Genomic DNA, 20,885 nt, shown 5'->3' with positions numbered 1-20,885 from the left:
CCAGATCCCCCGGCTCAAGCTGGCGCTACTTACGCAGTCATCAGAACGCCGCGATAAATCGGGTCTTCCATCGCGCGCCCGGTGCCAATGGCGACGCAGGTGAGCGGGTCTTCCGCGACCGAGACGGGTAGGCCCGTTTCCTCGCGCAGGTGCTCGTCGAGCCGCCGGATCAGCGCGCCGCCACCGGTCAGCACGATGCCCTGATCCACGATGTCGGCCGCAAGTTCAGGCGCGGTATTTTCCAGCGCGATGCGCACGCCTTCGACGATCGCGCCGATCGGTTCGCTCAGAGCCTCAGCGACGTGCGCCTGATTGATAGTGATTTCCTTGGGCACCCCGTTCACGAGGTCGCGGCCCTTCAAGGTGATGATCTCGCCGATCCCGTCTTCGGGGATGACTGCGATGCCATATTCCTTTTTGATCCGCTCGGCCGTGGCATCGCCGATCAGCAGGTTGTGGTGGCGGCGGACATAGGAGACGATCGCTTCGTCCATCTTGTCGCCACCGGTGCGAACCGAGGTGGTATAGGCGAGACCGCGCAGCGAAAGCACCGCGACTTCAGTTGTGCCGCCGCCAATATCGACCACCATGCTGCCGACCGGCTCGGTCACAGGCATATCGGCCCCGATTGCTGCAGCCATCGGTTCAAGGATCAGGTGCACCTGCGAAGCGCCCGCGTTCGACGCGGCGTCGCGAATCGCGCGCTTTTCCACCGATGTCGATCCCGAAGGAACGCAGATGACGATTTCAGGGTAACGGAACAGATTGCGCTTGCCATGCACCTTGCGGATGAAGTGCTTGATCATCTCCTCGGCAATTTCGATGTCGGCGATTACGCCGTCCCGCAAGGGTCGGATCGCCTCGATGCTGTCGGGGGTCTTGCCCATCATCATCTTCGCATCGTCGCCCACGGCCTTGACCCGTTTGATCCCGTTGATCGTTTCGATCGCGACCACCGATGGCTCATTCAGGACGATGCCCTGATCCTGTACATAAACAAGGGTGTTTGCGGTGCCGAGATCGATCGCCAGGTTCTGCGATCCGAACTTGAAGAGATTGGACAGGAAGCTCATCTGTGGTGCTGTTCCAGTGGTGGCGGGACGCGCGTAAGCAGACCGGACAGGGAAGGCGGCTGCGAGTATTTCGACCCGGTTATGACATGACCTCACGCGCCTAGCGAATCCGTATCGAAAACGCCAAAATATTTGTCCACGGTACTGGTGATTTCTCCGCGCTTCCCCTCGAATTTGCGACCACCGCCAGCTAGCGTGCGACAAATGCCCGAAATCCGCCGCCTCCCTTCCGCTCTGGTGAACCGCATTGCGGCGGGCGAGGTGGTCGAACGCCCGGCAGCGGCGCTCAAGGAGCTGGTTGAGAACGCGATTGATGCCGGTGCGCGGCGAATCACCGTGACGCTGGCCGAGGGCGGTCTGGACCGGATCGAGGTGGTGGACGACGGTTGCGGCATGGCGCCCGATGGGATGGCGCTGGCACTGGAACGGCACGCGACATCAAAGCTCCCCGATTCGCTGATCGGCCCCGATGGCGCGATCGAACTGGTGACGACGCTGGGCTTTCGCGGCGAGGCGCTGCCCTCGATCGCCAGTGTCGCCCGGCTGACTATCGAAAGCCGCGAAGTTGGCGCGGCTGAAGGCTGGCGCAAGCTGATCGACCACGGCGCCCTGCTCGCGGACGAGCCTGCCGCGCTGCCGCATGGCACCCGCGTGCGGGTGGAGCAATTGTTCGCCAAGGTGCCCGCACGCCGTAAGTTCTTGCGCACGCCCCGCAGCGAATATGCCGCCTGCCTCGACGTGGTGCGACGGCTGGCAATGGCGCGGCCCGATGTCGCGTTTACGCTCGAAACTGTCGGCGCGGCAGGCAAACGCACCGCGCTGTCCTTGCAGGCGGGCGAGGAACTGGCGACCCGCGTGGCACGGATCATCGCGCATGAATTGAAGGACAATTCGGTCGCCATCGAACTGCTGCGCGAAACACCGCACGGGATCATGCGACTGACCGGTGTTGCGGGCCTGCCGACCTATAATCGCGGGGTTGCCGATCACCAGTATCTGTTCGTCAATGGCCGTCCGGTGAAAGACCGGCTGCTGGTGGGCGCGGTGCGCGGAGCCTATGCTGATATGTTGGCGCGTGATCGCCATGCCGTGCTGGCCCTGTTCCTCGACCTGCCGCCGCAGGATGTGGATGTGAACGTCCACCCCGCAAAAACCGAAGTGCGGTTCCGCGACAGCGCGGGGGTACGCGGGTTCATCGTCAGCGGACTGCGGCAAGCGCTTGGCACCGGGGATCGGCGGAGCGCGCAGGGGCCGGATCGCGGCGCGATGGGGCGCTGGCAGTCTGAACCGATTGCTCCAGAGGCTGCGGTTTCCCCGGCGCTCTCCAGCATTTTTTCAGGCCGCGACTGGAATGCGCCGCAACAACGGCTCGGCGAAGCACGGAGCGATTGGAGCGCACCCTTGGCACAGCCACAGGGCCGCGCTGAGGAAGCCGCGCCGATGGCTGAGGAAGCCCGCGAATACCCTCTCGGCATCGCTCGGGGACAGGTCGCAAACACCTATATCGTCGCCGAATCCGGTGATGGCCTCGTGCTGGTCGATCAGCACGCCGCGCACGAACGCCTTGTGCTCGAACGCCTGCGCGCCGCCGGGGCAGGGGAGGCCAACCGCCGCAGTCAGGCTTTGCTTGTGCCCGACGTGGTCGAACTGGACGAGGTCGATTGCGACAGACTGGAAGACGCGGCGGAAGGCCTGGCGCGCTATGGGCTGGTGATCGAACGTTTCGGCCCGGCGGCGATGTTGGTGCGCGCCATCCCCGCCGCTCTGCCCAAGGCCGATGGCGGCGCGCTGCTACGCGACCTTGCCGACGACATCGCCAAGCACGGCAAGCAGGACGATAGCGGCGCACTGCTGCTGGCCGAGCGGCTCGAACTGGTGCTGGCGACGATGGCCTGCCACGGCTCGGTGCGGGCAGGGCGCACGCTCAGCGTCGCGGAGATGAACGCTCTGCTGCGCGAGATGGAAGCAACCCCGCGCTCAGGCCAGTGCAACCACGGACGCCCGACATGGGTGAAGCTTTCGATGGAGGACGTCGAGAAGCTGTTCGGGAGGCATTGACCCGAACGCTCCGCGACGCGCCATTCACGCGCGAAAGTTCGGCACGCGTCCGCTCGGGTCGAGCTCGGGGATGATCCGATAGCGAGCGAGGATCAGACTGAACAATCCGAACAGCAGCAGCCCTATTGCCGTCACCGTGAACAGCCAGCCAGTGTCGGCAAGCGAAGCGACCGCATCGCCCAAAGTCTTGACGTTGCCGGCCCCGCTGGCAAGAAATCCGGTCTCGATCAACGACCAGCCGATCACCACGAACACCACCGCACGCGCGAGATAACCTGCCGCGCCGACCCAGCGGGTCGCATCGGGTGCGGCAGGCGAAATGCGCTGCATGAACTTTCCGCTGATGCCCTTGCGCGCCTGCGCCGCCGCCGCGACAAAGAATGCGATGCCCAGCAGCCCGATCACTACATCGCCAAACTGGATCGACAGCACGCCGGCCGCCGCCTGCGAGGCGCCCTGTCCTCCCGATGAAGGCTGGCCAGTGGCGAATTGGTAAGCTGTCCAGGCTAATGCGACATGCGCAATGGCGCTGCCCGCATGGCCGATGCGCATGGCCCAGCCCTTCGCGTCCGAGCCGTTATTCTCGATATCGAACAGCGGTGAGGCAAGGCGGAACAGCGCATAGGCGGCAAGACCCACCACCAACACCCATAACAGCGCGGTTCCGGCCGGCAGTTCCTCCACCGCGCGGAAGATGCCCTCGGTCCCTTCGCTGACCCGTCCCGCACTGGTGAGAGCGATGAACCCGAGCACGATATAGAGAACCGCTCGACTGAAATAGCCGACCCGCACCAGCCAATTGAATTTCTCGGACTTGTCGACCATCGCAGCATCTCCCTGATTTGCGTTTTGCTGTTCAACAGCAACTCGGCGGGAGGTGTTCCATCACAGGTTAGGTCTGCCCGGCATCGGCACACATCAACGCCGCAGCGCAGCGTTCACGTCGGCAAGCTTCCCGTCGGCGTCGGTATCCTGAGGCAGACCCATCACCGCGCGCAGCAAGGCTGCCACCGCGACATTGTCGAACACCGGCAAGCGTGTGCCCTCGGCAAAAGCGGGGCCGTGAGCGACGAACAGCGCCAGCATGGCAGGGTCGGCATTGTCATAACCATGCGCGCCGCCCTTGACGGGGTAGGCAGGCGGGCCGGACAGGATGGTCCAGCCATTCTCCGCAAGACAGATGATCGCCGCGACACGCGGGTTGGTGCCGTAGTTAAGCCGCGTCGGCAGGTCTTCCTTGCGATGGCAAGTCATGTGATCGTGCGGCACCAGCAGGGCTTCGGCCACCCGATCGTCGGTGCCCGCGACCGGTTCGATGGCGGCGTAGGGGCCAGCCTCCACCGCGATGTAGCTGGCGCGGTCGATCAGGTCGTCGAGCTGGATCACCCGGGTTTCGTCCGTCTCACGCATCCCATGGTCGGCGACGACGACGAGGTTCGCCTGCAGACCCAGCGCGGCGATGCCGTCCACCAGATCGCCGATCCGCGCATCGACTTCGGCGATGGCGGCGTTCACCTCGGCGCTGTCGGGGCCGAAGCGGTGGCCCTGGGTATCCACCGTGTCGAAGTAGAGCGTGGCGAAAGCCGGACGGATGGCCGCAGGCCTCCGCAGCCAGTCGAGCATCGTGTTGACCCGCTGGATATTGCCGACATTCTGGTCGAACCGCAGCCAATCGCTCGGGCGCTGACCACGGATCGCTACCTCGCTACCCGGCCAGAACATGGTCGCGGTGCGGATGCCCGCACGCTCGGCAGTGATCCACACCGGTTCGGCCTCGTCCCACCAAAACGGATCGAGCGCCTGACGCGCATTGCCCATGCTGAAGATCTGCCCCGGACGGCGCGGATCGATCATCGAATTGCCGACGATGCCGCTTCGATCCGGAACCTTTCCGGTGACGATGGCGTAATGGTTGGGGAAGGTCTTGGTCGGGAAACTCGGCCGCATCTCACCCGTAACACCGCTGGCAGCCAACGCGCTAAGGCGCGGGGTGATGCCGCGATCGAGGTAATCGGGACGGAACCCGTCGATCCCGATCAGTAGGGTGACGGGTTGCGGTTCGTCCTGCGCTGCAACGGCAACCGGGAACAACAGGAGGGCGAGCAGGATCAGGATACGGTGCATGGCGGGTTCCTACGAGCAACGTGCGACAATTATGGGTCGCCGCGGCTTAAACGTTGAACTTGAACAATAGCACGTCGCCGTCCTGCACCACGTATTCCTTGCCTTCCTGCCGCAGCTTGCCCGCTTCCTTCGCGCCGGCTTCACCGCCCAGCGCGACGAAATCGTCATAGGCAATCGTTTCGGCGCGGATGAAGCCGCGTTCGAAATCGGAGTGGATCTCGCCCGCCGCCTGTGGAGCTTTCGCGCCGTCCGGGAAGGTCCAGGCGCGCGCTTCCTTGGGGCCGCAGGTGAAAAAGGTCTTCAGACCGAGCAGCTTGTATCCGGCACGGATCACGCGGGCGAGGCCGCTTTCGGTGAGGCCCAATGCTTCGAGAAATTCGCCGCGGTCTTCTTCGGGCATAGCAACCAGTTCGGCCTCGATCGCGGCGGAGACGACCACAGCCTGCGCGCCCTCGGCGGCGGCCTTTTCGAAGACCTTTGCGGAAAAGTCATTGCCGCTCGCGGCATCTTCCTCGGCGACGTTGCAAACATACAGCACCGGCTTGGCGGTGAGGAGCTGGGCCTGTTTGAACAGCCGTTCCTCCTCGTCATCAGCCGGGACAGTCAGGCGCGCAGGCTTGCCTTCGCGCAGCAGTTCCAGGGCTTGGCCGAGCACGCTGGCCATCGCCTTTGCTTCCTTGTCACCGGTGGCTCCGCGCTTGGCGGCGGCGGGGACGCGCTTTTCCAGGCTTTCGAGGTCTGACAGCATCAGCTCGGTTTCGACCACTTCGGCGTCCGCGATGGGATCGACCTTGTTGGCGACGTGCTGGATATCGTCATCCTCGAAACAACGCAGCACATGGACGATCGCGTCGACCTCGCGAATGTTGCCGAGGAACTGGTTGCCCAAGCCTTCGCCCTTGCTCGCGCCTTTCACCAGCCCTGCGATATCCACGAAGCCGAGCTGGGTTTCGATGATCTTGGCGCTCTTGCCGATGGCGGCGATCTTTTGCAGGCGTTCGTCCGGCACCGCGACCTGGCCGACGTTGGGCTCGATCGTGCAGAACGGATAATTGGCAGCCTGGGCCGCCTGTGTCTGCGTCAATGCATTGAACAAGGTGGATTTGCCCACGTTGGGCAGGCCGACGATCCCGCAACGGAAACCCATGATGATTGTCTCTTGGCTAGCTGGAAAGCGCTGGCCCTTAGCGCCGCTTTGCCGACATGACCAGTGTGCTAGCTGTCATGCACTGCGCGGATCAGCGGGCCATAGCCGGAATTGCCGAGCCACTGGGTCTGCACCCTTGCGGTGACTTCGTTGATCGGGATTTGCGGCTTGGCCCCCGGATGGACCGGCAGGCGCAGCGGGCGGGTGCCAGGAACCTGCGCCATCAGCCCGGCAATGGCGCGCGCCACATCGGCGGGATCGGCATTGCGGCCGGAGCCGTCCTCTTCGCCCATGCGCGCCACCTGCTGCGGATAACCTTCGGAATGCATCGCCATCGAACGTTCCTTCAGGGCTGCGGAATAGATGTTGCGGTTCTCCCAGACCTTGGTGGGATAACCGCCCGGTTCGATGATGGTGACATCGATCTGGTGCGGCACCAGTTCATAGGCGAGCTGTTCACTCATCGCCTCCAGCGCAAACTTGGTGGCGGAATAATGCCCCGAATAGGGCACGATTACCCGGCCCAGCTGGCTGGAAATCTGGATGATCTGGCCGCCGCCCTTGCTGCGCATCCCCGGCACCACCGCACGCGCCATGCGGTGCGGGCCGAAGACGTTGGTGTCGAAGATCAGGCGGGTGGCTTCCATGTCCTGCACCTCGACCGGGGAGGTGATACCGATCCCAGCATTGTTGACGAGAACGTCGATAGGGCCGCCGTTGATGCGCTCGGCCTCTTGGACGCCGACGTTGACCTGCTTGAGGTCGGTCACGTCGATACCGATGACGTGAAGATCGAGGTTCTCTGCCGACGCCAACCTGGCCAGTTCGTCAGCCTCGGGGCGGGGGAGATTGCGCATGGTGGCAAACACCCGCGCGCCCTGCCGTGCCAGCAGTTCCGCCGTCAGCCGCCCGAAGCCGGACGAACAGCCAGTGATCAGCACGCTCTTGCCGCTGAAATCGGCATCAGGGCTGTAGGCGGGATCGGCAGCTGCCGCCCGCGAGATGGCGGCGAGCGCGCCGGTGGCGGCGGCTCCGGCAAGGAGCAGGCGGCGGTTGATCTGGGTCATGAGCGCAATCCTTCTTGGCAGGGGCAGCGTCACACAAGGTTATTGCGTTCCCGCCAAAGCGCAAGCTCACGCCGAGATCGAAACCGCACCACTCTGGCCCTCGAAGGCGTAGTCGCCGCATCGGTGCGCAGGCGCGGGCCGGTGATCATGAGCCTGCGCATGGATGTCAGTTATCCTGCATCCTGAGCGCAACGTCGTTCATGAACCGGGCGTCATCGCCCTTCGCCAGCCAATCCGCTTCCGCGCCGATCGCGCCGAGCATGGCCACCAGATCATCCTGTTCATCCTTGGCGAAGTTGCCGAGCACGTGGCCGGTGACGCGCTCCTTATGCCCCGGATGGCCAATGCCCAGCCTAATGCGGCGGAATTCTGCGCCCAGATGCTGGTCGATGGATCGCAGGCCGTTATGCCCGGCATGGCCGCCGCCCTGCTTTACCTTGACCTTGAAGGGGGCAAGATCGAGCTCGTCATGGAACACGGTCAGCGCGTCGGTGCCCAGCTTGTAGAACCGCAGCACCTCGCCCACGGCGCGGCCGCTTTCGTTCATGAAAGTGGCGGGCTTCAGCAGCAGCACCTTGTCGCCGCCAATCCGACCTTCCTGAACCCAGCCCTGAAACTTGGTCTGGATCGGGCCGAAGCCATGCATGTCAGCAATGACATCCACAGCCATGAAGCCGACATTGTGCCGGTGGAGCGCATAACGCGGTCCCGGATTTCCTAGGCCGACCCAGATTTGCATGGATGCCGCATACTGCGCTTGCGCGAAATTTCAATCGCGCCGGTACCAGTTTGCTGTAAATGCGACACCCGTCATGGGGTCGGGGAATAATTGTTGTGACGCTGCGCATCAGGATGTTCACTGGGCCGTTTGCCCGCTGCCTGAGGTATCTACAAGCGCGTTTTCCAAGCGGCGCACAGGGACCATTGACCGGTTTCATATCGGCTTCGATGATGCTGGGACTGGTGTCAGGCATCCTGTCGTCATCCGGACTTTCTGTCGCAGACTTGAGCGGGGCATGGTTCGTTGTGGTAATCGGGCTGCCGGTATTGGGCGGTACGATGGCATTGGGTTTCGTGTTGGACCGAGCCATCAAAAAAGTCGTTCCGGAGCAACTACCTACAGCTCTGGACTGGTTTGTATTTTCGAGCGTTTCAATTGCTGCGACGGCGGTCGGCCTCTCCGCTTTCATGACGTCAGTTAATTGAACGCGAAAACGCCGGACTTCTCGCGAAGCCCGGCGTCGTGAATCAAGGTAAAACCGCGCAATTTACTCGACTTCGGTTTCCTCGGCAGCGTCAGCAGCATCAGCATCAGCAGTTTCGGGACCGCTGCTCTTCAGCGCCGAAGGGGCGACCAGCGTAGCGATGGTGAAATCGCGATCGGTAATCGCGCTCTTCACGCCCTTGGGCAGAGTGACTTCGCTGATGTGGATCGCATCGCCGACTTCCTTGCCGGTGACATCGATCTGGATTTCTTCAGGGATGTCGGCATTCGGGCAGATCAGTTCGAGCTCGTGACGAACCACGTTCAGCACGCCGCCCTTCTTCAGGCCGGGTGAGGCGGCTTCATTGATGAACACCACCGGCACCTGCACTTCGACCATGGAATCGCCGGTAAGGCGCAGGAAGTCGACGTGGGTCGGAAGATCGGTAACGGGATGAAACGCTACATCCTTGGGAAGGGTGCGGATCATCTTGCCGCCAATCTCGATATTCACGACCGAGTTCATGAAGTGACCGGTCATCAATTGCTTGACCAGTTCCTTCTGCTCGACGTGGATCGTCGTGGGTTCTTCCTTGCCGCCGTAAATCACGGCGGGAGTCCGACCATCGCGGCGAAGTGCTCGGGAGGCTCCCTTGCCAGCCCGTTCGCGCGCTTCTGCCGGCAGAGTGAGAGCTTCGCTCATGGGCTGTGCCTTTCGAATGCGTGTTATAACAGAATGTCCGGCGCGCCGCCTCCAGGGATGACCAGAGCGCCGAAGCGCGGGCCCTTATAGGCAGGAGGGGCGAATGGCAACCGCTTTGCGCAGCGCTGCGCCCGTCAGCGCAGGCGCGTTACGCGGTAGCCCCGCGCTTCAAGCAGTGCGACGAGGCCCTCCGCACCAACCAGATGCGCAGTGCCGACGGCGATCAGCGGACGCTCCGCCTGATCGAGCAATGTTGCGATGGCGGCGTCCCAGCGGCGGTTGCGGGCCAGCAGCAATGCTTCGCGTAGCTCTGGATCGGCCATGATGCCGGTGGTGGTGGCTTCGATCAGCGCCGCCTCGTCGCCCATCAGCCAGGCGCGGCGCAGCGCGCGCGCGCGGGTGCGGGACACATCGAATTCCGCGACCACTGCTGCGATCAGTGCGCGCTGCTCGGGTTCGGGCAAGGTATCGAAGATGGCAAGCTGACCGCGCGCGCCTTCGAGTTCGTGCACCTTTTCCGAGGGGAAGTCGCGGATCAGCGCGCGGTCGACGCCGTATTCGGAATCGCCCTCCGCATCGATCTGGGCGAGCATCAGGGCTGCGGCCCAGCTTTCGGTGGTGGTGAACTGATCCGCTTCCATGTCGCCGCGGTCGAGCAATGCGGCGAGCCCGGGACGCAGAGCCGGAGGCACGCGCTCGTCCAGCGGGCGCAGGCCCGGGGTGGTGCCGAGCGCGGCGAAGGTGGCGGCAAGACCCCGGCGATCATCCAGCGCGGCGATTTCAACCACCAGAATATCTGCCGCCTCAGTCACCCGGCCGATCGCGGGGGTCTGCCATGAGGCGCCGGGGGGGAGGGCATGGATGGTTCCGAGCATCCAGCCCTCCACCGCGCCACCGGCGCTGGCGATTTCATACAGCAGCGGGTTTGGCGGCGGGCCGGCTGCATCCTCGCCGGGAGCATCACTGCACCCGGCGAGGTTTAGTGCGAGAACAAGGGCCAGCAGCGCAGCAACGGCAACCCACGCGCGGCTGGCGATACTGGCCCCTGACAAAGCGATCATCGTCGCCTGACCTTTCCGCTCACTTCACCCGGTCCACGGCAATGCCTTTCTCGGCGAGGTAATCCTGCACGCTGCGCTCACCGGCCAGATGTCCCGCACCGACTGCGATGAACACCGAACCAGGCTCGTCCATGCGCGCATCGATCCATTCTGCCCAATTGGCGTTACGGCTGTAAAGCAGCGCTTCGGCGACTGCGGGATCGCTCATTCCTTCATTCATGATGCTGGCCAGTTCGACCGCGTCACCCTCGACCCATTCGGCCACCATCCGATCGAGCATCGGCTTCGCCTCGTCCATGCCTTCCACCGCTTCCATCAGGAAGGCGACTTGCGCCTCTGTGGTCATGCCGTCGAAGATGCCGAACTGGAACTCTGCGGTCTCCAGTGCGCCCTGCGGCTTGTCGCCGACCTTGGACAGCAGCACCTTTTCCACGCCGCTTTCGGGCGAATAGCCTTGCTGCATCAAGGGCAGAATGACCATGGTCAGGCCCGCCAGCCATGGCTTGACCGGATCGAAAGCCGCTGCTGGCGCGCCGAGCTTGGCAAGCCCCGCCTCGTATGCGGCAGTCTGTTCCGGCGTGAGCAGCGAACGCAGCGTGGTTCCCGCAGGCAGCACGCCGATCGACATGGCGAGTTGCTGCATCTGCGCCTCGCTCGCCTTGTCCATCGGAACTTCGGTGACGATCATGTCCGCCCCTTCCAGCGCGTCGGCGATCGTGGTGTCATACCACTCGATGCCCTCGGGCAGGACGTGGACCGTGCCGAACAGGTAGATCGTGGTGTCCTCGTCAGATACCTTCCACATCGCCGGACCGTTTGCGGCTGCGGTTGCAGTTGCAGGGTCGGCTTTCGCGGCGGCGTGATTGTCGGCCAGCGCGGGGCTGGCGGCAAACAGCGCGAACGGAGCGGCGGTTAGGGCAAGAACGGAAGCGAGTTTCATGGTGTTTCCTTTCAGGGTTCGTGAGGTGTGTGGGTGATTTCAGTGGGTTGAACAAGGCGTTTCAAAGACGCCAGCGGGCATAGAGGTAAGATACGCACATCGACACAAAGCCGATCGCGAATATTCCGAAGGCATGAGGTGCTGGCACGAACCCGCCTCCGTAAAGTGCGGCCCAAGTCGGAAATCCGGCCATCACTCCGAGGTACCCGCCCGAATAGCCGATCAGGCCTTGCTCGCGCTGGTAATCGTCGATCAGCCGAAAACTGTAGATGGGCAGGGCCAGAAAGCCCGCCAGCAACAGGCCCGCGATCACAAGGGCAAGCGCGGGCGGCAGGCGCAGGAGTTCCCAATCGCCGGCGAACAGGTTTCCATCACCCTGATCGAAGAAGCCGGTGGCAAATCCGGCAATCCCGCCAACAAGGCCGCCGAACGCGACATAGGTAAAGTAGCGCCGACGGCGCGCCATGCTGCGCGCTTCGCCGGGGCCGACCTGCCGGGTTTTCCTATCCGTCATGATGCTCTCCATCATCAAAAATCTCCTCGATCCGCATACCGAACAGGCGGGCAATTCGAAATGCCAGGGGAAGGGAAGGGTCGTGCTTGCCGGTCTCGATGGCGTTCACCGCCTGACGCGACACGTCGAGCCGCCCGGCCAGTTCGGCCTGTGACCAGTCGCGTTCCGCGCGCAGGACCTTGAGGCGGTTTTTCACGACCGTCAGAAGCCCAGTGCGGTTGCGGTCTTGGATAGAATGGTGCCGAATGCGAAGCCGGAGGCACCGAGCAGGACAATGATCTGCCAAGTCTTGACGCAGGTTGTTTGGTTAAGGGATTTCATGATCTTTTCCTTTCAAATGAACACGGTGAACAGACAGATACCAATCGCGATCCAGAACGCGATCTCATCGTCGCGGCTCATGGTGCTGCCGCATTTCCGGGGCTTGTCTTGATCTGGTCTCATGGGCTCCGTCCATCAGGTGACCCTGACTGTATGTCAGGTGTGCCTGACTATATGTCGCGATTCGCTGACTATGTCAAGATGACCTGACTTTGTGTCACCTCAACGCGACCAGCGCGTCATTCGCCTGAGGGTTGCTGCGCTGCGGCATTGACGCTTTCGGGGTGTTCGGCCATGGCGAGCCGCCATGAACGCCGTACCTTCATTCACCCCTGCACCGCGCGATCCGGCGCGCTCGTTTCAGGACATGATCCTGACGCTGCATGACTTCTGGAGCGCGCAAGGATGCGCAATTCTACAGCCCTATGACATGCGCATGGGAGCAGGCACGTTCCACACCGCGACGACCCTGCGGGCGCTCGGTCCGGAGCCTTGGAATGCGGCCTTCGTCCAGCCGTGCCGCCGCCCGACCGACGGGCGTTACGGCGAGAACCCCAACCGGCTGCAGCATTATTACCAGTATCAGGTGATCCTGAAGCCTTCGCCGCCGAACATTCAGGAACTCTATCTCGCCAGCCTGCGGGCCATCGGCATCGATCCGCTGGCCCACGATATCCGCTTTGTCGAGGATGATTGGGAATCGCCGACGCTGGGCGCATGGGGGCTGGGCTGGGAGGTCTGGTGCGACGGGATGGAGGTGACGCAATTCACCTATTTCCAGCAGATGGGAGGGTTCGATTGCAAGCCGGTCGCGGGCGAGCTGACCTACGGCCTCGAACGGCTCGCGATGTATATTCAGGGCGTCGACAACGTCTATGACCTGGCGTTCAACGCGGCGGGCGTTTCGTATGGCGACGTGTTCCTCGAAAACGAACGCCAGATGTCGAAGTGGAACTTCGAGGTCGCCGATACGGATGCGTTGTTCGATCTGTTCGTCAAGGCCGAAGCCGAGTGCCGCAACGCGCTGTCCGCAGGCGTACCGATTGCCGCCTATGAACAGGCGGTCGAGGCAAGCCACGTGTTCAACCTGCTTCAGGCGCGCGGTGTAATTTCGGTGCAGGAACGTGCCAGCTACATGGGCCGGGTGCGCGATCTGGCGCGGTCGTCGTGCGAGGCTCACGCGCTCAAGATGACGCCCGAATGGGAAGCGAAATATCCGGGGTGGGTGCTGTAATGGCTGACTTCCTGCTCGAACTGGCCTGCGAGGAAATTCCTGCCCGGATGCAGGCGGGTGCGCGCGCTAAACTGGAAAAGCTGTTCCGGCGCGAGTTGGATGTTGCCGGGGTCAAGGTTGGCGAACTCACCATCTGGTCGACCCCGCGCCGCCTTGCGCTGATCGCGCGCGGACTGCCGCTCGCTACCGAGGCGGTTAGCGAGGAAGCGAAGGGCCCGCCCGAAGGCGCGCCCGATGCGGCGATTGACGGCTTCTGCAAAAAGAACGGCGTGAGCCGCGATGCGCTCGAACTGCGCGACATCAAAGGTCGTATGACCTACTTCGCGGTGATTGAGCAACCGGGGCGAGCCATGGCCGATGTTCTCGCCGCCGCGATCCCCGCGATCATCCGCGATTTCAGCTGGCCCAAGTCGATGCGCTGGGGCGCAGCGTCGGTTGCGACCGATAGCCTGCGCTGGGTGCGCCCGCTCTCCGGCATCGTCGCGTTGCTCGACGGTGAAGTGGTGCCCTGCGCGGTGGACGGCATTGCCGCGGGCGCCGCAACGCATGGCCACCGCTTCCACCACGAGGGCGAAATCACGATAGGCAGCGCCGACGACTACGCTGAAAAGCTGCGTGCCTGCCATGTAATCGTCGATCACGAGGAACGCGCCGCAATCATTCGCGAAGGCGCTGCCAAGGCCGCCGCCGATGCGGGTCTGACGCTGGTCGCCGACGAAGGGCTGGTGATTGAGAACGCGGGCCTCACCGAATGGCCGGTGCCGCTGCTGGGCCGCTTCGACGAGGCGTTTCTCGATGTGCCGCCCGAAGTGATCCAGCTGACTGCGCGCGTGAACCAGAAATACTTTGTTTGTCAGCGAGCCCCCGCGAAGGCGGGGGTCTCAGGCGATGGCGCCCAACCGCACGAGGTCCCCGCCTTCGCGGGGACTCGCAATTTGGACAACGCCTTCGTCTGCACCGCCAATATCGACGCGCTTGATCCGGCGGTGGTGATTGACGGCAACCGCAAGGTCCTCGCCGCGCGGCTGTCCGATGCGCGGTTCTTCTGGGAGCAGGATCAGAAGAAGACGCTGGCCGAGCATGCCAAGGGGCTGGAGCGGATCACCTTCCACGAAAAGCTGGGCACGGTCGCCGACAAGGTCGAGCGGGTGGCCAAGCTGGCGCGGTGGTTGTGCGAAGAGGGGATTGTCACACCCGACGCGAGTCCCCGCGCAGGCGGGGACCTCGGTCGGCTTGGCGCTCCATCGTCTGAGGTCCCCGCCTTCGCGGGGACTCGCGAGGATTTAGCGGAAATGGCCGAACAGGCCGCGCGGCTGTGCAAGGCCGATCTGGTCACCGAGATGGTCGGCGAGTTCCCCGAATTGCAGGGGCTTATGGGCGGATATTACGCCGCCAAGGAAGGCCTGCCGCAGGAAGTTTCAGACGCGGTCCGCGATCATTACAAGCCGGTCGGGCAGGGCGATGATGTGCCGACGGCTCCGGTCACTGTGGCGGTGTCGCTGGCGGATAAGCTGGACAACCTCTTGAGCTTTTTCAAAATCGACTTGTTACCAACGGGATCCAAGGACCCCTTCGCTCTCCGACGCGCTGGGTTGGGCTATCTCAGCTTGGTTCAGCGAAATGGTCTTCGATTAAATCTCCAATCGGCGGCACAGGCTTGGGGTGAGCCATTCGATGGTATTCAGGGTTTGCGGGTCGCTGATTTCCTGTTCGACCGTTTGGGCGTACAGTTGAAGGACGAAGGCGTTCGTTACGACTACATTCAAGCATCTCGCGCTTGGATTGAAGGTTCGGATACTGATGGTTGCCTCGATAGGGTCGAAGCTCGTGCCCGTGCGTTAGCAAATTTCTTGGCCACCGAGGACGGCACCAACCTCCTCGCAGGCTACAAGCGCGCCGCCAATATCCTCAAGAAGGAAGACTGGCGCGGGGTCGAAGGCGAAATCGCGCAGACCGGCGAGGAAGATCCGTTGGCGCTGGTCGACGATCCCGATCTCGCGCCGGTGATCGCGGCCAAAATGGCGGATCGCCATGCAACGACAGACCACCTTTCCTACACGCCCGAACCGGCCGAAAAGGCGCTGATCGATGCGCTCGCCGTGGCTGCACCTCGGGCTACCGAGGCAGTCGAGGCAGAACGGTTCGCCGATGCTATGGCCGCGCTAGCCACCTTGCGAGCGCCCATCGACCGGTTCTTTGAAGAGGTGACTGTCAACGACCACGAGGCGAACAAGCGCGCTGCGCGGCTCGCATTGCTCGCCCGGTTTCGCGATGCCGTCCACCGGGTAGCCGATTTCAGCCGGATCGAAGGGTGAGTTTTCGATCTCTGGACAGTGTCTCAAGTGTCTCACGGTTCAGCCTTGCGATGGCCAAGCTTAACAGGATGATGTGAAGTGCAAACAGTCTACTCCTTCGGCGGAAACGCTGCGCACGACGACCCGCGCCAGAAAGACAAGACAATCACCGGAGGCAAAGGCGCGAACCTTGCCGTTATGGCCAGCATCGGCCTGCCAGTCCCCCCTGGGTTCACCATCACGACCGAGGAAAGCGTTCGTTATCTGCGCGATGGAACGGACTTCTCGGATGAGTTGCGAAATGCTGTTGCCACCGCGCTGACCCATGTCGAAGAGACGGTGGGCAAGAATTTCGGCGACGCGGCCGATCCGCTGCTCGTGTCCGTTCGTTCCGGCGCACGGGTTTCGATGCCGGGGATGATGGACACCGTCCTCAACCTCGGGCTGAACGATGCCACGGTCGAAGGTCTTGCCACATCGTCGGGCGATGCGCGGTTCGCCTGGGATTCCTATCGTCGCTTTATCCAGATGTATTCCGACGTGGTGCTCGGCCTCGATCACGGCCTGTTCGAAGAAGCGCTGGAGATTGTGAAGGAAGACAAGGGCTTTTATAACGATACGGAGATGACGTCCGAAGACTGGCAGGCGCTGGTCGGCCAGTTCAAGAGGATTGTCGAGGAGGAATTGGGTCGCCCGTTCCCGCAGGACGTCCACGAACAATTGTGGGGCGCGATCCGCGCCGTGTTCGACAGCTGGGATAGCGACCGGGCCAAGATCTATCGCCGTCTCAATGACATCCCGGGTGATTGGGGCACTGCGGTGAACGTGCAGGCAATGGTGTTCGGCAACATGGGCGACACCAGCGCCACCGGCGTTGCCTTCACCCGCGATCCGGCCACGGGTACGCGCGCCTATTACGGCGAATACCTGATCAACGCGCAGGGTGAGGACGTGGTCGCGGGGATCCGCACGCCGCAATACCTGACCAGGGAAGCGCGCGAAAAGGCCGGGGCCAAGCCGCTCAGCATGGAAGAGGCGCTGCCCGACGCTTACGCAGAACTGGCGCGCGTATTCGACCTGCTGGAACTTCACTACAAGGACATGCAGGACATTGAATTCACGGTAGAACGTGGCAAGCTTTGGATGCTGCAAACCCGCACGGGCAAGCGCACTGCCAAGGCCGCGCTCAAGATGGCGGTCGACATGGTCGAAGAGGGCCTGATTGATGAACGCGAAGCGGTGCGGCGGGTCGATCCGATGGCATTGGACCAGCTGCTCCACCCCACGCTGGACCCGAAGGCGGAGCGCAATGTGTTGACCACCGGGCTTCCCGCCTCGCCGGGGGCGGCGGCGGGCAAGATCGTGCTCGATGCTGATACCGCCGAACAATGGGCCGGGCGCGGCGAGAAGGTCATTCTGGTGCGGGTCGAGACCTCGCCGGAGGACATTCACGGGATGCATGCCGCGCAGGGCATTCTGACCGCGCGCGGCGGAATGACCAGCCACGCAGCGGTGGTTGCGCGCGGGATGGGACGTCCCTGCGTATCCGGTGCAGGCGCGGTCTCGATCGACCGGGTCAGCCGCGCGCTGCGGGTCGGCAACCATGAACTGAAAGAGGGCGATGCAATTACCCTCGACGGTGCGACCGGGCAGGTGATGCTCGGCATCGTGCCCACCGTCGAACCGGAATTGGCGGGCGATTTCGGCACCTTGATGGTGTGGGCGGACAAGCTACGGCGGATGGGGGTGCGCACCAATGCCGAAACGCCAGAGGATTGCCGCATGGCGCGGCAGTTCGGCGCGGAGGGTATTGGGCTGTGTCGCACTGAACACATGTTCTTCGAAGCATCGCGTATCAGTCTGGTTCGCCAGATGATTCTGGCCGACGACGAGGCGGGCCGCAGGCGGGCGCTGGAGAAGCTTCTGCCTGAACAGCGCGCCGATTTCACCGCGATCTTCGAGGTGATGGCGGGCCTGCCATGCACCATCCGGCTGCTTGATCCGCCGCTGCACGAATTCCTGCCGCACGCGGATGAAGACTTCGCCGAACTCTCCGATGCGACCGGGCTGGGTGTCGATCACCTCAAGCGCCGGGCGGGGGAACTGCACGAATTCAACCCCATGCTGGGCCATCGCGGCTGCCGGCTTGGGATCACCTTCCCCGAGATCTACGAAATGCAGGCGCGTGCCATTTTCGAGGCTGTGTGCGCCGTGAAGGCGTCTTCTGGCGAGGCACCTCTGCCTGAGATCATGATCCCGCTGGTGGCGACCAAGCGAGAACTCGCGATCTTGCGCGCGCTGGTCGACCGGGTGGCCGAGGCGGTGTTCGCCGAAGTCGGGACGCGGGTTGAATACCTCGTCGGCACCATGATCGAACTGCCGCGCGCGGCTCTGATGGCCGGGGAAATCGCCGAGGAGGGCGCGTTCTTCAGCTTCGGCACCAATGATCTGACGCAGACCACCTTGGGCGTGTCGCGCGACGATGCGGCGCGCTTCCTCAGCGTCTATGTCGACAAGGGCATTTTCCCACGCGATCCGTTTGTCAGCCTCGATATCGAAGGCGTCGGCCAACTGGTCGAACTGGCGGCCGAACGGGGCAGGGCGACCCGGCCTGATATCAAGCTGGGCATCTGCGGCGAACATGGCGGTGATCCGGCCAGCATCGCATTCTGCGAAAAGGTCGGGCTCGACTACGTCAGCGCCTCGCCCTACCGGGTGCCGATTGCGCGGTTGGCGGCGGCGCAGGCTGCACTGAAGGGTTAGGTTCCTGCGAGGGATCGGCGTCCGGTCAGGGTGACGATCTCGAAGATTTCGGCGGTCTTGCCGTCAGGGTCGGCTTGATTGCCGAACGCGGCCCGCGCGCGGTCCAGCGCGGTCTTGCCGAGCGGTGGTCCGGCATTGGCGAGGGCGCTGGTCAGGCCATGGTCGCGCAGGTCGGATACAAGCTGGTCGAGCGCGGAATAGCGCACGGTCAGGCTGCGGGTGTCAACCACCGGGTCCTTCCACCCCGCACGCTGGAGCAATTGCGGCACTGCACGCGGATCGACCATCGGGTGAATGCGCGCTGCGGGCCGATCGCCGTCCGCGGACAGCATTGCCGTCCGCAGGCGCGGCAGGCTGGCCCCACCGACGAAACTGGCAATCGCAAGCCCGCCCGGCACCAGCGCATTGCGGATATGGATCAGTGCGCCGGGCAGATCATTCACGGCATCGAGGAGGCCCACCACGCCGATGAAATCGTATCCACCGTCGGGAAAGGGCTCCTCGATGGTCCAACCGGCCCCGTCGCAGACATCGGCCTCGCACTGATCCAGCAATGTCCGGAGCGGATCGTGGCGCATGCCCAGCACCAATGCGCGCCTGGGTTCGTGCCGAACGAACGCCAATCGCTCGGCGGTGTCTTCGCAGATATCCTGCCAGATGAACTGCTGAGATGGGCCCTTCAAAGCGCGCGCATTCTGCCGCAGGATTCGTGAGCTGACGCGGCTGCGAGAGAAAATCCGGGGAACGCTCGGTCCGGTCATACCTGCCCCCTGCCGTGCTTGCGCGCAGTGCGCAAGAGGTGCACACCCGCACGAATGAGGTGGGGGTCACGACTTGCCGAAGTTTTAAGGCCGGTCGTCGACTTGGTCTATCCGCCACGCTGCCCGCTATGCGGCGAGGCGCTTGCCGACCAGGATGGGCTGTGCGCCGGATGCTGGAGCGAGCTCGACATTCCCGCCGACGGCTCTGCGGGCGGGATCGGTATGCGGCAGGAGATCGGCGCCGGGGTACCGGTGTATGCGGCGACCTTCTACACCGATGCTTCGCGGCGCCTGGTGCTGGCCTACAAGCATGGTGGCCGGATCGCGCTTGCCCGCCTGCTTGCGCGGTTGATGGCGGCGCGGTTGCCCGGTCCGGCGCAGTCATGTGCGCCGCCGTTGCTTGTGCCGGTGCCACTGCACCGCTGGCGACTATGGCAACGCGGGTTCAATCAGGCCGCACTATTGACCCACGAACTCGCAAGTCTGGGGAAGGGCGAACCGTTGGTTGACGGTCTGGAACGCCGGAAACGGACACCCAGCCTTGGCGGGCTAGGGCGCGAGGCACGCGACCGGGCGATGGCCGGAGCAATCGCCGTAAATCGTCACAGGATCGGGCTGATCGCCGGGCGCGATGTCGTGCTGGTCGACGATGTGTTCACCAGCGGTGCGACGGCCCGCGCCTGCATCGCGGCGCTGAAGCACGCCGGAGCGCGCAGCATCGCGGTGGCCTGCTTTGCGAGAGTGGATAATGCCGCAAGCCGCGATCATGGCGACAGGCAGAGCGCAGAGACGACATCCGACTTGGAAAAGGTATCCGCCCAAAACGAAACGCCCGAGGCCTTTTGAGCCTCGGGCGCCGCGTGACGAAACGGTGTGGATCCACCCTTGCGGGCTAAGATGGCCACCCCCTAACTTGGCCATCAGGATCCTGTCCCTCATCGTTCAACCGGTCGCTCTGGCACCCCGCTGCCAGCCTGCGTCCCGATCACCCCCTGAACCTGGCATCGGGCGATGCCGTTCTTCGGTGGAGAGCCCCTTGCGATGCTCACACCTCTTTGTTCCATCCTGAGGGGCAGGGCGGAAGGGCAAACCTCCGCATAAGCAGTTTTTTGCATCCTTCTGTTGTGAACGTGCAACAATCGACGCATGAGCGCCGCGTTTTCGTGACGATGATTTCCGGTCCAGGATGGCCGGAGATGCAGTTTCGCTGGAGTATTTTTATGGCCGAACAGTCCCTGACCAACCAGGAACGCGAGGAGGGAGCGCAATTCTCCCCGAAGTTCGATGCGCTTGGATTGCTGACGGCGGTCGTGGTGGACGCGCAATCGTGCGATGTGTTGGTGGTGGCGCACATGAACCGCGAGGCGCTGGATGCGACGCTCGCTAGCGGCCGGGTGCATTTCTGGTCGCGGTCGCGGCAGGCACTATGGATGAAGGGCGAGACTTCGGGAAACATCCTCACGGTAGAGGAAGTGCTGGTTGATTGCGATCAGGATGCCTTGGTGATTCGCGCGCGCGCCGCTGGCCCGACGTGCCACACCGGTGAACGCACCTGCTTCTATCGCCGGATCGAGCATGACGATTCCGGCTCCGTTCTCGTTAAGGTCAAGACTTGACGCTC

The 20,885-nt window shown here is 63.4% G+C and carries 19 protein-coding genes; 7 read left to right on the top strand and 12 right to left on the bottom strand.

Annotated elements, in window-relative coordinates; all coding sequences use genetic code 11:
• Positions 1-29 precede the first annotated feature (29 nt).
• A complete protein-coding gene (locus J3454_RS02270; RefSeq protein WP_296716697.1) occupies positions 30-1,073 on the bottom strand; it encodes a rod shape-determining protein in 1,044 nt (347 codons plus the stop codon).
• Between the two features lie 204 nt (positions 1,074-1,277).
• Between J3454_RS02270 and mutL the strand changes: the two genes are divergently transcribed.
• Positions 1,278-3,131: a DNA mismatch repair endonuclease MutL gene (gene mutL / locus J3454_RS02265; protein WP_349512136.1), complete on the top strand. Its 1,854-nt coding sequence runs from the start codon at positions 1,278-1,280 to the stop codon at positions 3,129-3,131.
• Between the two features lie 24 nt (positions 3,132-3,155).
• Here the strand turns inward: mutL and J3454_RS02260 are convergent, their stop codons facing one another.
• The 5 genes from J3454_RS02260 to pth form a co-directional block, all read right to left on the bottom strand.
• A complete protein-coding gene (locus J3454_RS02260) occupies positions 3,156-3,956 on the bottom strand; it encodes a DUF1206 domain-containing protein (protein ID WP_349512135.1) in 801 nt (266 codons plus the stop codon).
• A gap of 93 nt (positions 3,957-4,049) precedes the next feature.
• A complete protein-coding gene (locus J3454_RS02255) occupies positions 4,050-5,255 on the bottom strand; it encodes an alkaline phosphatase family protein (protein ID WP_349512134.1) in 1,206 nt (401 codons plus the stop codon).
• A 46-nt stretch (positions 5,256-5,301) separates the two neighbouring features.
• Entirely contained in the window at positions 5,302-6,402 is a 1,101-nt protein-coding gene (ychF, locus tag J3454_RS02250; protein ID WP_349512133.1) for a redox-regulated ATPase YchF, read from the bottom strand.
• 68 nt (positions 6,403-6,470) lie between these two features.
• Positions 6,471-7,469 carry an SDR family oxidoreductase gene (locus tag J3454_RS02245; protein ID WP_349512132.1) on the bottom strand — a complete coding sequence of 333 codons (999 nt, stop codon included), beginning with the start codon at positions 7,467-7,469 and terminating at the stop codon, positions 6,471-6,473.
• Positions 7,470-7,635: 166 nt separating this feature from the next.
• Positions 7,636-8,208, bottom strand: coding sequence for an aminoacyl-tRNA hydrolase (gene pth, locus J3454_RS02240; RefSeq protein WP_349512131.1), 573 nt, complete (start codon positions 8,206-8,208; stop codon positions 7,636-7,638).
• Between the two features lie 95 nt (positions 8,209-8,303).
• Between pth and J3454_RS02235 the strand changes: the two genes are divergently transcribed.
• Positions 8,304-8,675, top strand: a complete 372-nt coding sequence (locus J3454_RS02235) for a hypothetical protein (RefSeq protein WP_349512130.1) — start codon at positions 8,304-8,306, stop codon at positions 8,673-8,675.
• 62 nt (positions 8,676-8,737) lie between these two features.
• Here J3454_RS02235 and J3454_RS02230 read toward each other — a convergent pair whose 3' ends face one another.
• The 5 genes from J3454_RS02230 to J3454_RS02210 form a co-directional block, all read right to left on the bottom strand.
• Positions 8,738-9,376, bottom strand: a complete 639-nt coding sequence (locus J3454_RS02230; RefSeq protein ID WP_349512129.1) for a 50S ribosomal protein L25/general stress protein Ctc — start codon at positions 9,374-9,376, stop codon at positions 8,738-8,740.
• Between the two features lie 134 nt (positions 9,377-9,510).
• Positions 9,511-10,437: a TraB/GumN family protein gene (locus J3454_RS02225; RefSeq protein ID WP_349512128.1), complete on the bottom strand. Its 927-nt coding sequence runs from the start codon at positions 10,435-10,437 to the stop codon at positions 9,511-9,513.
• Positions 10,438-10,456: 19 nt separating this feature from the next.
• Positions 10,457-11,377 carry a TraB/GumN family protein gene (locus J3454_RS02220; protein ID WP_349512127.1) on the bottom strand — a complete coding sequence of 307 codons (921 nt, stop codon included), beginning with the start codon at positions 11,375-11,377 and terminating at the stop codon, positions 10,457-10,459.
• Positions 11,378-11,438: 61 nt separating this feature from the next.
• Entirely contained in the window at positions 11,439-11,891 is a 453-nt protein-coding gene (locus J3454_RS02215) for a hypothetical protein (protein ID WP_349512126.1), read from the bottom strand.
• Entirely contained in the window at positions 11,881-12,087 is a 207-nt protein-coding gene (locus J3454_RS02210; RefSeq protein ID WP_349512125.1) for a helix-turn-helix transcriptional regulator, read from the bottom strand. Before J3454_RS02210 ends, J3454_RS02215 begins: the two co-directional genes overlap by 11 nt.
• A gap of 432 nt (positions 12,088-12,519) precedes the next feature.
• Here J3454_RS02210 and J3454_RS02205 point away from each other — a divergent pair, with 432 nt between their 5' ends.
• The 3 genes from J3454_RS02205 (at position 12,520) to ppdK (ending at position 18,503) form a co-directional block, all read left to right on the top strand.
• Positions 12,520-13,446, top strand: a complete 927-nt coding sequence (locus tag J3454_RS02205; protein ID WP_349512124.1) for a glycine--tRNA ligase subunit alpha — start codon at positions 12,520-12,522, stop codon at positions 13,444-13,446.
• Entirely contained in the window at positions 13,446-15,761 is a 2,316-nt protein-coding gene (glyS, locus tag J3454_RS02200) for a glycine--tRNA ligase subunit beta (protein ID WP_349512123.1), read from the top strand. The genes J3454_RS02205 and glyS overlap by 1 nt, the downstream gene beginning before the upstream one ends.
• A 78-nt stretch (positions 15,762-15,839) precedes the next feature.
• Complete coding sequence (gene ppdK, locus J3454_RS02195; protein ID WP_349512122.1) at positions 15,840-18,503, top strand: pyruvate, phosphate dikinase; 2,664 nt, start codon at positions 15,840-15,842, stop codon at positions 18,501-18,503.
• On the opposite strand, the gene J3454_RS02190 is transcribed toward ppdK, so the two are convergent.
• Positions 18,500-19,186: a methyltransferase domain-containing protein gene (locus J3454_RS02190; RefSeq protein WP_349512121.1), complete on the bottom strand. Its 687-nt coding sequence runs from the start codon at positions 19,184-19,186 to the stop codon at positions 18,500-18,502. The two genes, ppdK and J3454_RS02190, sit on opposite strands and share 4 nt — an antisense overlap.
• Positions 19,187-19,366: 180 nt before the next feature.
• On the opposite strand from J3454_RS02190, the gene J3454_RS02185 reads away from it, so the two are divergent.
• Positions 19,367-20,110 carry a ComF family protein gene (locus J3454_RS02185; RefSeq protein WP_349512120.1) on the top strand — a complete coding sequence of 248 codons (744 nt, stop codon included), beginning with the start codon at positions 19,367-19,369 and terminating at the stop codon, positions 20,108-20,110.
• A 374-nt stretch (positions 20,111-20,484) separates the two neighbouring features.
• Complete coding sequence (gene hisI, locus J3454_RS02180; protein ID WP_349512119.1) at positions 20,485-20,880, top strand: phosphoribosyl-AMP cyclohydrolase; 396 nt, start codon at positions 20,485-20,487, stop codon at positions 20,878-20,880.
• Positions 20,881-20,885 lie beyond the last annotated feature (5 nt).

This window comes from Erythrobacter sp. NFXS35 (genome assembly GCF_040148725.1).
Classification (GTDB): Bacteria; Pseudomonadota; Alphaproteobacteria; order Sphingomonadales; family Sphingomonadaceae; genus Erythrobacter.
The sequence above is the reverse complement of the archived record's forward strand: the minus strand, read 5'-3'. Positions and strand labels throughout refer to the sequence as shown.

What these genes read in the sequence shown, in the direction of transcription:
- J3454_RS02270 (WP_296716697.1), bottom strand. Translation starts at nt 1,073, where the DNA reads ATGAGCTTCCTGTCCAATCTCTTCAAGTTCGGATCGCAGAACCTGGCG.
- glyS (WP_349512123.1), top strand. Translation starts at nt 13,446, where the DNA reads ATGGCTGACTTCCTGCTCGAACTGGCCTGCGAGGAAATTCCTGCCCGG.
- J3454_RS02260 (WP_349512135.1), bottom strand. Translation starts at nt 3,956, where the DNA reads ATGGTCGACAAGTCCGAGAAATTCAATTGGCTGGTGCGGGTCGGCTAT.
- hisI (WP_349512119.1), top strand. Translation starts at nt 20,485, where the DNA reads ATGGCCGAACAGTCCCTGACCAACCAGGAACGCGAGGAGGGAGCGCAA.
- J3454_RS02245 (WP_349512132.1), bottom strand. Translation starts at nt 7,469, where the DNA reads ATGACCCAGATCAACCGCCGCCTGCTCCTTGCCGGAGCCGCCGCCACC.
- J3454_RS02220 (WP_349512127.1), bottom strand. Translation starts at nt 11,377, where the DNA reads ATGAAACTCGCTTCCGTTCTTGCCCTAACCGCCGCTCCGTTCGCGCTG.
- J3454_RS02230 (WP_349512129.1), bottom strand. Translation starts at nt 9,376, where the DNA reads ATGAGCGAAGCTCTCACTCTGCCGGCAGAAGCGCGCGAACGGGCTGGC.
- J3454_RS02225 (WP_349512128.1), bottom strand. Translation starts at nt 10,437, where the DNA reads ATGATCGCTTTGTCAGGGGCCAGTATCGCCAGCCGCGCGTGGGTTGCC.
- pth (WP_349512131.1), bottom strand. Translation starts at nt 8,208, where the DNA reads ATGCAAATCTGGGTCGGCCTAGGAAATCCGGGACCGCGTTATGCGCTC.
- J3454_RS02215 (WP_349512126.1), bottom strand. Translation starts at nt 11,891, where the DNA reads ATGACGGATAGGAAAACCCGGCAGGTCGGCCCCGGCGAAGCGCGCAGC.
- J3454_RS02255 (WP_349512134.1), bottom strand. Translation starts at nt 5,255, where the DNA reads ATGCACCGTATCCTGATCCTGCTCGCCCTCCTGTTGTTCCCGGTTGCC.
- J3454_RS02205 (WP_349512124.1), top strand. Translation starts at nt 12,520, where the DNA reads ATGAACGCCGTACCTTCATTCACCCCTGCACCGCGCGATCCGGCGCGC.
- ychF (WP_349512133.1), bottom strand. Translation starts at nt 6,402, where the DNA reads ATGGGTTTCCGTTGCGGGATCGTCGGCCTGCCCAACGTGGGCAAATCC.
- mutL (WP_349512136.1), top strand. Translation starts at nt 1,278, where the DNA reads ATGCCCGAAATCCGCCGCCTCCCTTCCGCTCTGGTGAACCGCATTGCG.